This window comes from Streptomyces tyrfis (assembly GCF_037034285.1).
GTDB lineage: Bacteria > Actinomycetota > Actinomycetes > Streptomycetales > Streptomycetaceae > Streptomyces.
On sequence record NZ_JBAGJZ010000084.1, the window covers coordinates 1 to 15,327 of the forward strand.

Below are 15,327 nucleotides of genomic sequence, written 5' to 3' on the forward strand. Positions count from 1 at the left end.
GGGGCGGTCGGCGGCCTTGAGGGCATTGCGACCGAAGTGGTCGGCGTCGTCCGCGGGCGCGGCCGGCGACTCGGCGGACGGGCCGCCGGGCTCGGGGACGCCGCGTCCCGGCTTCTCGGCGTCGGCGGTCCGGGGGTGAGCGGTCGCCGCCGATACGGCGGAGCGCTGCTCGGCGGCCTGCCCCGGCGCGGAGAACAGGCCCACACCCAGGCATGCCGCCAGGACCACAGTGGACAATCCGGTGAATCTCTGTCGAACCGTTCGATTCTTCACGTTCCGCCTCCCAGCGGTGCGTTGACCGCGCCACGGCGCGGGTGGGGGGTACGAGGGAGCGGGGCCCACTGGGTGACATGAGCACGGCGCTTCACCTCGCGCGCTGTACAATGGCACATGTCACATGGCCTTAGGAACCCCTCTCGCATACGTTGCTCTTCAGAAGAACTCGCGGCCCGTGCAAGGGACTTCGTCTGGCCGTCGGTATGCGCCGGTCGCCGACGCCGGACGTCTCACCGAGGAGCAGTCGTCCCGGCCGGATCCCGAACCCCGCCTCCTGGACCGGGGCTTCGTACACCGCCGAGAGGCCGAGGAGTGACGATCGCCGTCCCAAGCCTCTTCCGCCGGGCCCGTCCGGACGCCCGGGAGAGGCCGCTGTCCGGGGCGCGGCCGGCCGACCCGCGCGCCCCGTCGTGTTTTTCGCGGTCCTGCAAGCGGGCCCCTGGCCTCCGGGCCCGGCATGGCTTTTGCCCCCTGTCGAACAGATGACAATGCCGTTGCTTTAAACTCTCAATCACGGCATGAGCCCCTGTGTTCACACTCCGAGGGACGCCGCAGGAGCGGCTGACGATCGTCCCGTTGACACTCGACGACGAGTGCGAGGTCGTCAACCGGCTCCACCATCACCACAAGAAGACGCGGGGCCACAGGTTCAGTCTCGGCGTGCGGCGCCCGAACGGTGCGCTCTGCGGGGTGGCCATCGTCGGCCGCCCCGTGGCCCGCTCTTTCGACAATCGGCTCACTGTCGAGGTGACCCGCGTCGCCACAGACGGCACCCGAACGCGTGCAGCGCCGTGTACGGGGCGGCCCGGGGCGCCGCATCCCGGATGGAAGCCGATCGCGGAACTGCGCCCGCGCACGGGATGGGACACCCCGTCGGGACGCCGTGAGGACCGGGGCACGGACGGCGTGTGTCCCGTCTCGCTCAAAGTGAGGCATGACAAAGCTCTGACCTGCGGTGCCTCAGATTGAGCGAGACGCAGAGATGCTTCCGGTCTCGCTCAATCTGAGGCATTCAGCCGAAACCCACCTGCTGTCCCATCGTGCGCCCGCGGCGAGTCGTCAGGCGGGTTGGACGGTGATGGTGCAGAGGCGCTTGGTGGCCCGGGTCAGGGCTACGTACAAGTCCCTTTCCCCACCGGGACGGTTCGTGATGATTTCCTCGGGATTCATGACGACGACCCCGTCGAATTCCAGGCCGCGTGCTTCGGACGCCGGCACGATGCGTGCGTGGTGAGCGACGCCCTGGGCCGTCAGCTCACTCACCCTGGTGTCCGCGCAGATCACTCCCAGAAGCTCGCCCGGGTGCGCGGTGCTCTGAGCGCGGAGTTCCTGGACGACGGCGGTGAACAACCCGTCCGCAGGTGTGGTCACGGTGCGAGGGCTCTCACCGCTTCGCAGTGACCGTGTGGGTTTCTGGTCCGGAGCGATCCGCGTGAGCAGGTCCCGGACGCTCTCCAGGATCTCCTGCGTGGTGCGGTAGCTGGCGGTCAGGTTGTGCAGTTTGAACCGCGGTCCCACGTGGGGGCTCAGTGCTTCCTTCCAGTCGCGTGCTGTCGCGACCGGGCCTGCCTGGGCGAAGTCACCCACTAGCGTCATCGACCGTGCCGGACAGCGGCGGACGATCATCCGCCACTGCATGGCGGTCAGTTCCTGCGCCTCGTCGACCACGACGTGCCCGTACGTCCGCTTGGGAGGGCCGTCGACCAGGCTCGCCGCCTCGTCCAGCAACGGCACATCGGCATCGGTCCACGGGTCCTCCGGACCGAGCAGCAGAAGGGACCGCTCCTGCGGGGTCAGGCGGGGCAGGCGCTCGGCGAGAGCATCGACGTTCGTCAGGAGCGCCTTCACGAGGTCACCGGGTACTAGCCGCGGCCACAACACCTCGACCGCTCGGTCGACGCCGGCGTCGTCGAGGAGATCGGTTCGGATGGCGTCCAGGTCCAGCTCGTGGACCGGACCTGAGTCGGCCGCACCTTCGGCGCGGCGCTGGGCGACTCCCGTGAACCGGTCGAGGTTCAGGCCCGTCATCCTTTCGGCATCGGCGTCGATCTGCTCCAGGAGGTCGCCCATGTCTCGTTGCATCGCGTCGGTGACGGCGTCGACCAAGAGCTCTTTGAACACCTGGCGCGCGGGGTTGTGCCCCGGTACGGCGGTCACGGCGGCGTCGCGTGCCGTGGCGACTTCCTCGCCGGAGAGGTGAACCAGTTCCTGTCCGACCCGCACGGTGAAGTCACCGGCGGGGGCTTGGTGGACGTGCAGCAGGCCGGCCAGGGCGTCGGCGAGGCCGGAGCTGCCCTTCAGACGCGCCGTATCGAGCGGGTCCACGGTGTCCGTGGACACTCCGGCCAGTTCCTGGCAGGTCGCCAGGACGACGTCGTTCTCGCCGAGCGAGGGAAGGACCTGGGAGATGTAGTCGAGGAATCGGGCGTTCGGGCCCACCACCAGGACACCCTCTTCCGCGGCGCGCGGGAACGCGTACAGGACATAGGCCGCCCGGTGCAGGGCGACCACCGTCTTGCCGGTGCCGGGCCCGCCCTGCACCACGGTCACCCCGCGGTGGGCGGAGCGGACGATCGCGTCCTGCTCGGCCTGCAGCGTCGCGACGGCCGCGTGCATCCTGCCCGTACGCCGTGCCGACAGAGCCTCGGTCAACGGGCCGTCCCCCACGACGTCCTCGTCGGTCGGGGCGGTCCCGTCCAGCAGTTCGTCGCTCACCGAGATGACCGTGCACTCCTCAAGGCGCAGGTGCCGGCGCCGCCGCAGGTCCATCGGGTGGACCGGTGTCGCCTCGTAGAAGGGCCGCGCCGCGTTCGCGCGCCAGTCCACGAGCAGAGGCAGGTCATCCTCCTCCGTCTGCAGTCCGATCCGCCCGATGTGCAGGGCCGTGCCATCCGTCCAGTCGATGCGCCCGAAGACCAGCCCCTTTTCGGCGCCCTCCAGCCGGCCGATTTCCTTGGCCAGACGCTCGGCGGCGATTTCTCTCTCGTATGCCTCACCGGCGCTGTCCGCCGTGGCCTTCAGCACGCTCGCTCGGTGTACTCGCGCCTCGGAAAGCCGCTCGGTGAGCAACTCATACAAGGAGGACACATAATCCTGCTCCGATGCAACCGCACGCACAGCGGGATCATTCATTTTCGACAACAGGGGGCTCCTTCGATTCGAGCCACACCATACGGTCAAAGTTCCCTAAAGATAAGTCTTGACTTGCTTGGTGAAGCCATGCCCCTACGGCTGAATCCATGACGGCTGGCCGTATGGCGTATCAATATTCCGCCGTTCCGAATATCGCTAATTGCGCTCCCGCTGCCCGCCTGCCTTATGGGCGAGCCCACCCTTGTATGTCCTCAACCCGAGGCAGCGGCGTATTTGGCCGTGGCTTCGACGAGCGAGTTGAACTTGCCGCGGATCCACGGGCCTGTGGTGGTGCGGGGCTTGTAGTCCAGACGGAAAGACCGTTCGAAGGCGGCGAAGGTGCCTCCGGTGATCTGTTCGGCTTTGCGGTCAATTTCTGGTTGCAGTGCCAGTTCCATGGCGAGCTGGATGAGCAGGGCGATGCAGGGGTAGGCCGCGGCTCTCCGAAATCGCTGGACGGGGCCGAATCTGTTCGGGAGGTCTTTCGGGTCCGGACGGTAAATTCGCTCGATGCTTTCGCTTTCCTTTCGGAAGAGCGCCCGGTGGTCTATCTCGCTCCAGAAGCGTTCGCAGAGCTGGTAACACAGACCAAAGGGCCGGCCCTTGTATTTCATCTCCAGTCGGTTGAGGACGATCTGGGCCCGGACGACTCGGGAGCGTGCTCCAGACTGATCCGTCCTTCGGGGTTCACCTTGCCGCAGCCCAGCCAGCGTCGGTGTCGGATGCAGACGTTGTCGTGGAACCCGCGTATGTGCACGTGGATGGGCTCGCCGTCGCTCCCGGACCGCCGACTGCAAAGGTCGCAGGCCCGACGAACGAGGAGCCCGGTGCGTCGCCGGTGCTCCGGCGCGATGTCGGGATCGTAGTGACGAAGTTCTGGGGTGGCCCAAAGGAGTGCGGCACGCCGCGAGGGCACCTTCCCGGACCTGAAGGCTGGACGTGGCCGCGTTCCTGCGGAGAAGGACCCCCCCTCCGACAGCTCCTCACCGGCTGGCTGGCCGAGTACGGCATCCCGGTCCTGGTCGTCCGCGGCTTCGCCTCCCAGTCCTACGCCGAAGTCGTACGCCGCCGCACCGCCCTGCACGGCCGCGCCACCTTGCTTTGGTGCGGCGATTTCGACGCGAGCAGCGCGGACATCGAACGGGACTGGGTGCGGCGCACCGTGGACTGCTGGGGCGAGGTCCGCCGGGTGGTCCTGACCCGTGAGCAGACCATCGAGTACGAGCTGCCGTCGGCCGAGGGCAAGCACGGCGATCCGAGATGGCCGACCTTCGCCGGCCGCCACGGGCTCGACCCCACCCACCCCGCGCAGTGGGAGCTTGAGGCACTGGACCCGGCCGAACTCCAACGCCTGGTCCTCGCCGCCGTCGACCCGTACATCGACCACACCGTCCTCGCCCGCCAGATCACCCGCGAGGAAGAACAACGCCGCGCCCTGGCCGCCTTCCTGAGCGGCTGGGACGCGTCGGGCGGGGAGGACCGGAACGACTCCGCGAGGGCATTGTCATAACTCGATCCCATCCGTCCCGTGCTGCGGCGGATGCCATGGCGTTGGCAGACATCGGCGAAGGGCATTGTCACGTTGGCTGACCGCCTGAGATGATCTTGTGGTTGATCGTGCCGGGAGGGGTTCGCTCGTGTCGTCCGCGTCTCCGTCGTACGAGGGGCACCGATACCCGGTAGAGATCATCTCCCACTGCGTGTGGCTGTACTTCCGCTTCCCGCTCAGCTTCCGGGAGGTCGAGGAGCTGATGCTCGAGCGCGGTGTGCTCGTCTCTCACGAGACGGTCCGCCGCTGGTGCGCGAGGTTCGGGCAGGCCTATGCCGACTTCCTGCGCGGGAGGCGGCCCCGTCCCGGGGCCAATTGGCGCCTGGACGAGGTCTTCGTGAAGATCAACGGTGAGCTGAAGTACTTGTGGCGGGCCGTCGACGCCGACGGCAACGTGCTCGACATCCTGGTCCAGGGCCGAAGGGACAAGGCCTCAGCCCGGCGCTTCTTCCGCAAACTGCTCAGGAATACCTGCTCGGTGACGCGGGTGATCGTCACCGACAGGCTCCGCTCCTACGGCGCGGCCCACCGCGAGGTCATGCCCTCCGTCGAGCACCGTTCCCACAAGGGCCTGAACAATCGGGCCGAGAACAGTCATCAGCCCACCCGGCAGCGCGAACGCGCCATGAAAGGCTTCCGTAGCGTCGGCGGAGCCCAGCAGTTCCCGGCCGTGTTCAGCGGTGTCTCACGCCACTTCAGACCCCGCCGCCACCTGATGACCGCCGCCCACTACCGCACCGAGATGACCACCCGCTTCGCCATCTGGGACCAGATCACCGGCGTCGCCGGCCTGCCTGCTGCGGCCTGAGCACGGAACCGGAACCCGGCCCCACCACCCCCGACACACCATCAGGCACACACACTCAACAAACGTGACAGCACCCTTCCGACGGCTGTCCCGCTACAACGCGCAACGCTGGCATTCCCGGCTCGGCCAGCGATCCCCGATCACCTACGAGAATACCTTCCACTCAACAGCAACTACCCTGACCCGAGCCGCATAGACGTGTTCAAGATCCGGGGTCAAGGCCCGTGCAGAGAAAGCCTCACCCGCTACCCAGCCAAACTGAGCAACCCGCAGTTCACAGCCCCACTCTCACCCGAGATCACTCAGCCACGACACATGGGGGGCACGGCCGCCGAGCCCGTGTGACGGCCGGCCGCCGCTACCGTCCCGGTGTGCTGTCGCGCACGACCGGCTCCGCAGGGAGCAGCAGCCCGCTCGCCGGGGCGGCGGCGGGATCCTCGACGGCGGTGATCAGCCGGTCGACGAGGGCGTGGGCGATGGCGGCCAGGGGCAGGCGCGCGCTGGTGAGGGCTGGCTGGAGCAACGTGCAGAGCGGGATGTCGTTGAAACCGGTGACGGCGATATCGCCGCCGACGGTGAGGTTTGCGGCACGGATGGCCTGGTAGGCGGTCAGGGCGAGCCAGTCGCTTGCGCATACCAGGGCGGTCGGGCGGTCGGGGCCGATGAGCAGGCGCTGGACGGCGTGGGATAGCGCGGCCGGGTTGTCGTCGGGGACGCCGACCTCGAAGGCGCCGTCGGGGGCGGCGGCCGCGGCTTGCAGGAAACCGGCTCTGCGGTCGGCGAGCCAGGGCAGGGACGCGGCGGAGTTGAGGTAGCAGATCCGGCGGTGGCCCTGGTCGAGCAGGAGTCCGACCAGAGCGGCGGTGGCGGCGGTGGAGTCGATGTCCACCCAGTTCTGCGGGCGGCCGGGGGCGGTGCGGCCGAAGGCGGTGAACGGGAAGCCGGCCTCGGTGAGCACGTCGACGCGGGGGTCGTCGTGGACGACGTCGGAGAGGACGAACCCGTCGACCTGGCGGGCCGCGATCAGTCCGTTGAAGGACCTGGCGACCGCTCCGGCGCCCTGCTGGGGGTCGGAGCGGAATACCAGGATGCGGTGGCCGACCGCGTCGGCGGCGGTCACCAGCGCCTGGAGGAAGCCGCCCATCAGAGGGTTGGGGTCGGCGGGATTGTCGGCGGGGGCGGGATAGCCGATGACCTTGCGGGTGCCGGTGCGAAGGCTGCGGGCGGACTGGTCGGGCTGGTAACCGAGTTCGTCGATAGCGGCGGTGACCCGGGCAAGGGTGGTGGCGCGCAGCCGGTGCGGTGCGTTGAGGGCGTTCGAGACGGTCTGGCGGGAGACTCCGGCCGCGTGTGCGACGTCCTCGATGGTCACCTGTCGAGCGGTCATCGTTCCTCTGTGGTCGGCGGGCTGGGAGCAACGGGTGGTTCCCCCAGCCTGCGGTTTTCAGTGCTCGCGGATCAGGGTGAGCAGGCCACCGGTCGGCACGGTCACCGGGTTCGCTCCGGCGACGAGGTCGAGCACGGTCTCGGACAGGATCTCACCACGGCAGTCCTGGACGCGCGCGAGGGCCTGTTCCGCTCGGGTGGCGGTCAGGAGCACCGCAGGGTCGCCGTCCGCGTTGGCGACGAGCAGGGTCTGCGGGCCGTCCGCGGCGTGCCGGTCGGGGAGGGCGACGGGCAGCGGCGCGTAGCGTGCGACCACGGTGGTGTGGTGGTCGTGGGCGCGGACCAGGGGGTAGCCGAGGTCCGGTCGCGTGGGTTCCAGGACACCGAGTTGGAGGACGTCGGCGTACTGGCGGAAGACGCCGAGCCAGAAGCGCAGGGCAGCGAGCTGGTCGGGGCTCTGGGCGGCGAGGTCGACGGAGATCTGGGGCACCGAGAACAGGGCGTTGACGAGGTGGACGGCGATGGCCTCGGGCATCTCGGCGGAGTTCCACATGATCATGTCGGCGTGGACGGCGAGCGGGCCCGCGGTGAGCCGGCAGTCGACGGTGCGCTGGCGGTTCTCGGCGGGGCTGAGCGGGCAGTCGGTGGCGCGGATCATGGTGGCGTACGGCCACAGCCCGGGGCTGACGTAGGGCTGGCGGTGCTCGACGATTATGTCCGGCCGGGTGCGGCGCAGGCGCGCGTCGAGATCGGCGAGCAGTTGGAGTACGCCCTCGTGGACGTCGGTGTGGTCGGCGCCGGCCGGGGCGGGCGGGGGGTCGGTGACGGCGAAGCGGTCGATGAAGTCGAGCTTCAGACCGTCCATGTCCCACTGCTCGACGGCGCGGGAGACCTTCTCGACCAAGTAGGCTCGGACCTTGGGGTGGCGGGGGTCGAGCACGGCCGCTTCCAGGTGGGGCTCCTCCCGAAGGATCAGGTCCTTGAAGCGGTCCCAGGCGTCGTTGTGCTGGCCGATGAACGGCAGTGCGTACCACAGGAGGTAGGCGAGGCCGAGCCGGTGGACCTCGGCGACGTGGGCCGCAGGGTCGGGAAAGGCCGCCGGGTTGGGCTCCCAGTCGCCGCAGTGGCCGTAGCCGCGGGCGCGGTCGGTGGTCTGCCAGCCGTCGTCGACGACGATGCTCTCGCAGCCCACGGTCACGGCGAGGGCGGCCTGGCGTTCGACGGCGGCGGTGTCGACGTTCTGGTGGAGGCTGTACCAGGTGGAGTAGGCGGGCATCCGGGCGGCGGGAGGGATACCGGGGTGGTGCAGGCCCTCGGCCCACCAGGCGGTGACGGCCTGCAGGGTGGCGGCGAAGTGGCGGCCGCTGAGGTCGATCCGCAGCCGCAGTGGCGGCCCGTCCGGAGTGAGGTCCTGTTCGACGGCAAAGGCGAACTCGCCGCTCTCCTCCACTACGCCGGCACCGACGCGTACGGGTGCGGAGGTCTCGTCGGCTGCTGCGGTGCACAGAGCGCGGTCGTCGGCGCCGATCAGACTGGCGAGGGGGGCGCCCAGGGCGAGCGAGACGGTCCGGGGGGCGATCCAGGACGGCGGCAGCCAGCGGGAGGCGTTGGTGTCCGGGGTCCAGTAGGCGGTGGCCGCGACGCAGGGGACCCTCCATTCGGCGCGGACGGTGGCCGCGGCCGACGCCATGACCTCGATCAGGATCACGTTGTCGCCGACCGGGGTGACGGTGGTCTCCAGCCGGTCGCAGCCGAGCCCGGTGAGTTGGACGGTGAGCGGGTCGTCGGTGGAGTGGAGCAGGCCGGTGGCGAGCTGCCGGTGGACGACGGTGTCGGGGGTGGCCACGGCCGGCGTGTTCGGGCGCCAGGCCGGGACGGGCTGCTGCGGGGTGGCGTCCTGCGAGGCGGTACCCGGCTCGGTGAGCGCCTGCGGGCTCTCGGTGAGCTCGTCGACGGGGCGCGGTTCGGGGGTCACGGTGGTCACTCCTTGGTGGCCCCGGCCAGCAGGCCGGAGATGAATTGGCGTTGCAGGACGAGGAAGAGGGCCATCACGGGGATGGCGGCGATGCCTGCGGCGAGCAGGACCTGCGCGTAGTTGGTGGTCGACAGCCCCTGCAGGGTGGCGGTGGCCACGGGCAGCGTGTACATCTCGGGGCTGCGCAGCGCGATCAGCGGCCAGACGAACTGGTTCCAGCCGCCAAGGAAGACGAACAGCGCGAGTGCCGCGATGATCGGCCGGTTGACCGGGATGACGATCCGCCACAGCACACGTAGTTCACCGGCGCCGTCGACGCGGGCCGCGTCGAGGAGTTCGTCGGGCATGGAGCGCAGTGCCTGCCGCATCAGGAAGATGCCGAACGGGGTGACCAGGCCGGGCAGGATGATGGACTGGTAGGAGTCGATCAGGCCCAGTTCCGTCATCATCTGGAAGATCGGGATCAGCATGACCGTGTCCGGGATGACCAGGGTGCTGAGCAGCAGGACGAAGAAGAGATTGCGCCCGCGGAACTCGAACTTGGCGAAGGCGTATCCGGCCAGCACCGAGACGGCGACCGCACCGATCGTCTGGACGCCTGCCACCAGCAGGGTGTTGAGCAGGACCCGGACGAGTCCGATGGACTCCTCCAGCCCGCGGAGGTTCTCCATGAGGTGGCCACCGGGCAGCAGTTTCGGCGGCCAGGAGAACACGTCCTTGTCCTCCTGGGTCGCGGCGATGGCGAGCCAGTAGAACGGGCCGACGCAGAGCGCGAAGGCGCCCGCGAGCAGCAGGGTGAGCAGGGGGCCACGGGGCTTCACCGGCGCTCTCCCATCAGGCGGACCTGCACGATGCCGAGCACGGATACGATCAGCGCGAGCGCGTAGGCGATGGCAGAGGCGTAACCGAAGTCGAAGTACTTGAAGCCGTTGTTGTAGAGGTACATGGTGACCGTCAAGGTGGCGTTGTCGGGGCCGCCGCCGGTGAGGACGTACGGCTCGTCGAAGAGCTGCAGGGTGCCGATGGTGGAGAGCACCACGGTGAGAAGCAGGATCGGCCGCAGCTGGGGAAGGGTGATGGAGAAGAAGCGGCGGATCGGTCCCGCACCGTCGACCATCGCGGCCTCGTACAACTCCTTGGGAATGCCCTGCAGGCCTGCGAGGTACATCACCGCGTTGTAGCCGGTGTAGTGCCAGGTGATGACGAGGACGACGCCCACACGGGCCCAGAAGGGGCTGCCGAGCCAGTTCACCCGGTCGACGCCGAACAGGGAGAGGACCCAGTTCAGCAGCCCGGCGTCGCGGTTGAGGATCACGGAGAACATCACGCCCGCGGCGACCAGGCCGGTCAGCGAGGGTACGAAGACGCCGAGTCGCCAGAGCGGGCGCAGCCAGACCTTGGTGGAGTTGAGGGCGAGGGCGACGAGCAGGGCCAGGCCGAGCATCAGCGGCACCTGGACGACCAGGATCAGCGCGGTGTTCTTCAGCGCGGTCCAGAACAGCGGATCTTCCAGCAGGCGCCGGTAGTTGGCGAGTCCGGCGAAGGTCCTGTCGTCCCCGCTGCCGGTGGTGAGGCTGATCCAGAGCGAGGAAGCTATGGGGTACGCCTTGAAGATCGCGAACCCCAGGACGGCGGGCATGATCAGCAGGTAGGGAATGGAGCCGCGGGTCAGCAGCCGGCGTCGGCCCGGACGGGCACGGCCGGTGCGCGCGGGGGTGCCGGGGCGGGCCAGGGTGGCGGGAACGCGTTCGAACGGGGCGAGGGACATGGTGGTCAGGCCGCCTGCTGCCGGCCGGTCTGCTGGGCGAGCCGCTCGGCGGCGTCCTTGAGGGCGTCGGCCGGGTCGGCGTCCTTGAGCAGCACCCGGCTCTGGGCGTCGCTGGCGAGCTTGAGTGCTCGGGTGTAGTCGCCGGTGAAGTTGGTGGCTTCAGAGCCGGAGGAGAGCGTGTCGACGAAGGTCTTCAGCACCTTCTGGCCGCCGTAGAACGGGTGGGGCGCGCTGAACCTCGGGTCGGCGTACGCCGTGCCGAGAGCGGGGAAGACGCCGCCGGAGGTGAACATCCGGTTGATCTCGGCGGGCTTGGTGAGCGCGTACTCGATGAATCGCCAGGCGGCCCGGCGGCGCTTGCTGGAGGCGGCGACGGCCAGGTAGGTGGAGTTGACGATGGCGCTGCGCCCGCCCCCGGGAACGGCGGCGGGAGGCTGCATGACGCGCCATTTCCCCTTCTGGTCGGGGAACTTGGTGGCCAGGTACTCTACGGCCCAGGCGGGGTCCGGGGAGGTGGCGAGCTTCCCCTGGCCGAGCAGGCGTTTCCTGGTGCCCTGGCCCGCGGTATCGGCGAGCAGGCCGCCGTCGTCGAGCCGCTTGATGATGGTGAGGGCCTGGACGGCTTCCTGGGAGGCGAGCGTGATCTTGCCTGCCCGGTCGAAGTAGAAGGAGCCCTGGAGCTGCATCAGGTTCTGGAAGAAGTCCATGTCCGGGATGGTGCCGGGCTTGTCGAGCCCGAGCAGTTGGGCGCCGGTGGCGGCGTGGATCTTCGGTCCGGCGGCGATCAGGTCGTCCCAGCTGCTGATGGCGGCGGGGTCGACACCAGCCTTCTCGAAGTAGTCCTGCCGGTAGAACAGCCCGAGCGGGTTGACCTCCCACGGGAGGGCGTGGGCAGCCTTGTCCTTGCCTATGACGGTCGGCCACAGGCCCTTGGCGAAAGCGTCCTTGTGCAGGTCGGCGCCGAGCTTGGACAGGTCGGCGAGGCCGTCGGGGAACTTCTCCAGGTAGCCGGGCAGGTAGTCGACACCGATGTGCAGAACATCGGCGAGTCCCTTACCGCTGGAGGCGAGACCAACGGTGATCTTGTCCCAGATGGCCGGGTTGCCGACGTCCTGGATGTCGACCTTGATGCCGGGGTTGTCCTGCTCGAAGGAGGGAACGATGCCGCGCAGGGCTTCGGCCGCGGTGGTCCAGCTCCAGACGGTGATCCGGCCGCTGTCGCCGTCGGCGCCGGCGTTGCCGCCCGATCCGCTGCCGCCGCAGGCGGACAGGCCGAGCGCGGCGGCGGAGGCGGTGGCGAGCTGGAGCAGTTGGCGGCGGCTCAATTGATGGGGCATGTCGGCTCCTGGGGATAGTGGGTTGTGCGGTGAGTGAGGGTGTGCAGCGCCTCCGCGAGCAGGTCCGCAGCGGCGCCCGGGGTGGAGGCGTGGGGAGACAGCCGGATCCACTCGTCGCGACGGGTGGTGATCAGGCCGGCCGCTTCGAGGGCGTGGTGGACGGTGGCGGGGTCGTGGCCGGGCAGGCGGAAGGTGCCGATGCCGGCGCGCTCGTGGGGGCCGAGTCCGTCCAGCAGGATGTCGGCGCCGACCCGTCGTACGCGGTCGAGCAGGTCGGCAAGGTTGGCGCGGATACGGGCGCCGACAGCGGCGGGGCCGCCCTGGTCGAACAGGTCATCGATGGCCGCGCCGATGGCCGCGGCGGCCGGGAAGTCCGGGTTCGTGGCGAGGTGGGCGGCGGCCCCGGGCAGCGGCGGAGCGGGGTGCCGGGGCGCGAATGGCTCCGCGACGCCGGCCCATCCTCCGAGCCCGGGAGTCAGGCGGTCGGCGCACCGGTCGCGGATCAGTAGCAGTGCGGCTCCCCAGCCGGCACGGAGCCACTTCTGGCCGCCGCTGACGAGGATGTCGGCGGCGTCCGCTTCGAGTGCGACGGCGCCCAGGCCCTGGATGGCGTCGACGATCAGCAGCCGATCGGGCCCGAGGAGCTCCTTGAGGGCGGCGAGCGGCGCCAGGTGGCCGGTGAGCGAGTCGACGGCGCTGACGGTGAGGGCGGTGACGTCGGGAGTGAGGTGGCGGCGCAGGAGGTCGGGGGTGATGTGCCGCTGCCCGGCCGGGTCGACGAGGCGGACCGCGGGGCCGCCGCGGTCGGCGAAGCGGAGCCAGGGGTAGAGATTGGCGGGGAACTCGCCGCGGGGCACCAGGACGGTACCGGGGCCGTGGAGCGCGGCGGCCACGGTGAACAGGCCGTTGCTGGTGGACGGGGCGAGGGCGATTTCGTGCGGGCGGGCGTCCAGCAGCCGGGCCGCCGCGGCCCGGGAGGCGTCGCTGAGGACGAACAGCCGGTCGAGGTCGGCGGGGTCGACGCGGGCGGCGAGCGCGGTCGTGGCGGCGAGCGCGGCGGCGGCCGGGCGGGAGAGCGGGCCGACCCTGGCGTAGTCGAGGTAGCCCGCCCTCGGGCCGCTGGCGGGATCCGGACCGGAGGCCGCGGGGGTGGCGGCTTCAGGCACCCAATGAGTTTGATCGTTCAAAATTTTGCCCTAACGGATCCTGATGCATGCACTTTCTGTAATTTGAAGGTTCACATTAGGGAGATCGGGTCGACCCGGCAAGAGGTTCAACGCGACTGCTTTCCGGCGAGCCGGCCGGCTTCGCGCGGGTGGGCGGCATGCGCAAGCCCGTCCCGGTCCTGTGGATGGGACCTGTCCCTGAGGGGCGGACACCCCTACCGTCCTTCGGTTGGCTGGGCCTGGAAGTCATCTGATTTCGCTTACGCCGCTGGCGAACCGCGAGCTCACCGCGTTCACCACCGGAACGTCAGGTGCGATCCAACTGCCGAACCGGCCGCCGACCGCGTTCTTACTGACTTCGGCTCGTCAGGGTGAGGTCGGGTTGCCGACGGTGAGGCCGGTGCCGGCTATGAAGCCGTTGAGGGTTTCGGGCCGGTACTGGGGGCGTTTGAGCCGGTTGCGGACGAGGACCTCCAAGCGGTCTAGAGGTAGTCCCGTAAATCCTCTGGGGCATGCTGGTTGACCTGCTCGTTTGCCTGTCATCCGGTGACGGTGAGGTTGTACAGGCGTGCGATGCCGAGCATGGCATGGTGGACGCCTTGGCCTCTGAGAGGGCGTTAAGTCCGTTTATGGTAGCGGCCGCGTCCGGGTTGCTCGAGGAATCCCTGACGGGCGAGTCGTCCCAGGCGGGAGCGGGTGACGTTGATCGAGGGCGGGACTGTCAAACGAGCGGCTTTGGCCCGTAGTCGGTGGTGGCGTCGAGTAGCCGTCCGTGATCATGATCTTGTGATGGCTGTCAACTCCCTTGTAGGGACGCTGTTTTCAGGGTTGTCGGTGCTGGTCATCGAGGACGTGGCGGACGGCGGTGACGCGGTGGTGCTCACGGCCCGCACTGGGGATGTGGCAGTGCCGTGTCCGGTGTGCGGGACGCCGACTGCGAAGGTGCACGGCTATCACCGCCGGACGGTGTCGGACGTGCCGGTGGACGGCCGTCCGGTCGTCGTCGACCTGCGCGTACGGCGGTTGGTCTGTCCGGTCCTGGGCTGTCGGCGGCAGACCTTCCGCGAGCAGATTCCCGGACTGCTGGAGCGCCATCAGCGCCGCACGGCGCGCCATGCCTGGCAGATATCCCAGGTGGCAAGGGAGTTATGCGGCCGGGCGGCCGCACGCCTCGCCAACCTGCTGGCCGTACCGGTTTCCCGCAGCACCGCGCTGCGCCATCTGCGGCGCCAGCCGCTGCCTCAGCAGGCGGTTCCGCGGGTGATCGGCGTGGACGATTTCGCCCTGCGCCGCCGCCACCGCTACGCCACGATCATCATCGATGCCGAGACCGGCAGGCGCGTCGAGGTGCTGCCCGACCGCGAGGCCGCGACGTTGGAGTCCTGGCTGTGCGAGCATCCCGGGGTCGAGGTCGTGTGCCGGGACGGCTCGGCCACTTACGCCGAGGCCATCCGCCGTTCCCTGCCCCATGCGGTGCAGGTCAGCGACCGATGGCACCTCTGGCGCAATCTCTGCGACAAGGTCCAGCTCGAGGTCCGCGCGCACGCTGGCTGCTGGGCCACGATCAACCCGCCCCGCCCTGGCGGAGTACGCGAGCAGACCACTCGCGAACGCTGGAACAAGGTCCACGATCTCCTCGGTCAGGGCGTCGGGCTGCTCGACTGCGCCTGCCGCCTGGGCGTGGCCCTGAACACCGTCAAACGCTACGCCCGCATGCCCGAACCACAGGCCCTGCGCATCGCCCCCGCCTACCGGCCCACCCTCGTCGACCCCTACCGCGACCACCTGCGTGAACGGCGCCAGGCCGACCCCGCCGTGCCCGTCACCCACCTGCTGCAGGAAATCCGAGAGCTGGGCTACACCGGCAGCGCCAACCTGCTGGTCCGCTACCTCAACCAGGGCCGCGCCGAAGGCGACCGCCCCGTCACCA

Annotated in this window: 12 protein-coding genes and 2 pseudogenes; 4 read left to right on the forward strand and 10 right to left on the reverse strand. The window is 69.4% G+C overall.

Going from position 1 to position 15,327, the window contains the following annotated elements; genetic code table 11:
- Positions 1-237: pseudogene (locus tag WA762_RS34620) on the reverse strand (hypothetical protein); the annotation flags it as partial.
- A 567-nt stretch (positions 238-804) separates the two neighbouring features.
- Between WA762_RS34620 and WA762_RS34625 the strand changes: the two are divergent.
- Positions 805-1,245, forward strand: coding sequence for an XF1762 family protein (locus WA762_RS34625; RefSeq protein WP_335941558.1), 441 nt, complete (start codon positions 805-807; stop codon positions 1,243-1,245).
- A gap of 90 nt (positions 1,246-1,335) precedes the next feature.
- On the opposite strand, the gene WA762_RS34630 is transcribed toward WA762_RS34625, so the two are convergent.
- The gene (locus WA762_RS34630; RefSeq protein ID WP_335941559.1) at positions 1,336-3,363 is read right to left on the reverse strand and encodes a HelD family protein; all 2,028 of its coding nucleotides are present in this window, start codon (positions 3,361-3,363) and stop codon (positions 1,336-1,338) included.
- A gap of 257 nt (positions 3,364-3,620) precedes the next feature.
- Positions 3,621-4,022: a hypothetical protein gene (locus tag WA762_RS34635; RefSeq protein WP_335941560.1), complete on the reverse strand. Its 402-nt coding sequence runs from the start codon at positions 4,020-4,022 to the stop codon at positions 3,621-3,623.
- Positions 4,023-4,273: 251 nt separating this feature from the next.
- On the opposite strand from WA762_RS34635, the gene WA762_RS34640 reads away from it, so the two are divergent.
- Complete coding sequence (locus tag WA762_RS34640; protein WP_335941570.1) at positions 4,274-4,918, forward strand: hypothetical protein; 645 nt, start codon at positions 4,274-4,276, stop codon at positions 4,916-4,918.
- Positions 4,919-5,045: 127 nt separating this feature from the next.
- Entirely contained in the window at positions 5,046-5,765 is a 720-nt protein-coding gene (locus WA762_RS34645) for an IS6 family transposase (RefSeq protein ID WP_335941561.1), read from the forward strand.
- Positions 5,766-6,123: 358 nt separating this feature from the next.
- On the opposite strand, the gene WA762_RS34650 is transcribed toward WA762_RS34645, so the two are convergent.
- The 7 genes and pseudogenes from WA762_RS34650 to WA762_RS35870 form a co-directional block, all read right to left on the reverse strand.
- Positions 6,124-7,152 (reverse strand): LacI family DNA-binding transcriptional regulator, encoded by a 1,029-nt coding sequence (locus WA762_RS34650; RefSeq protein ID WP_335941562.1) that lies wholly within the window; start codon positions 7,150-7,152, stop codon positions 6,124-6,126.
- A 57-nt stretch (positions 7,153-7,209) separates the two neighbouring features.
- Complete coding sequence (locus WA762_RS34655; protein ID WP_335941563.1) at positions 7,210-9,126, reverse strand: glycoside hydrolase family 36 protein; 1,917 nt, start codon at positions 9,124-9,126, stop codon at positions 7,210-7,212.
- A gap of 5 nt (positions 9,127-9,131) precedes the next feature.
- A complete protein-coding gene (locus WA762_RS34660; protein WP_335941564.1) occupies positions 9,132-9,947 on the reverse strand; it encodes a carbohydrate ABC transporter permease in 816 nt (271 codons plus the stop codon).
- Positions 9,944-10,894 (reverse strand): carbohydrate ABC transporter permease, encoded by a 951-nt coding sequence (locus tag WA762_RS34665; protein WP_335941565.1) that lies wholly within the window; start codon positions 10,892-10,894, stop codon positions 9,944-9,946. The genes WA762_RS34660 and WA762_RS34665 overlap by 4 nt, the downstream gene beginning before the upstream one ends.
- Before the next feature lie 5 nt (positions 10,895-10,899).
- Positions 10,900-12,231: an ABC transporter substrate-binding protein gene (locus WA762_RS34670; protein WP_335941566.1), complete on the reverse strand. Its 1,332-nt coding sequence runs from the start codon at positions 12,229-12,231 to the stop codon at positions 10,900-10,902.
- On the reverse strand, positions 12,216-13,397 hold the full coding sequence (locus WA762_RS34675) for an aminotransferase class V-fold PLP-dependent enzyme (RefSeq protein WP_335941567.1): 1,182 nt from the start codon (positions 13,395-13,397) through the stop codon (positions 12,216-12,218). Before WA762_RS34675 ends, WA762_RS34670 begins: the two co-directional genes overlap by 16 nt.
- A 366-nt stretch (positions 13,398-13,763) precedes the next feature.
- Positions 13,764-13,883 (reverse strand): annotated as a pseudogene (locus WA762_RS35870) (IS630 family transposase); the annotation flags it as partial.
- 303 nt (positions 13,884-14,186) lie between these two features.
- Here WA762_RS35870 and WA762_RS34680 point away from each other — a divergent pair.
- On the forward strand, positions 14,187-15,327 hold a 1,141-nt coding region (locus WA762_RS34680), incomplete at its 3' end, for an ISL3 family transposase (RefSeq protein ID WP_443080754.1).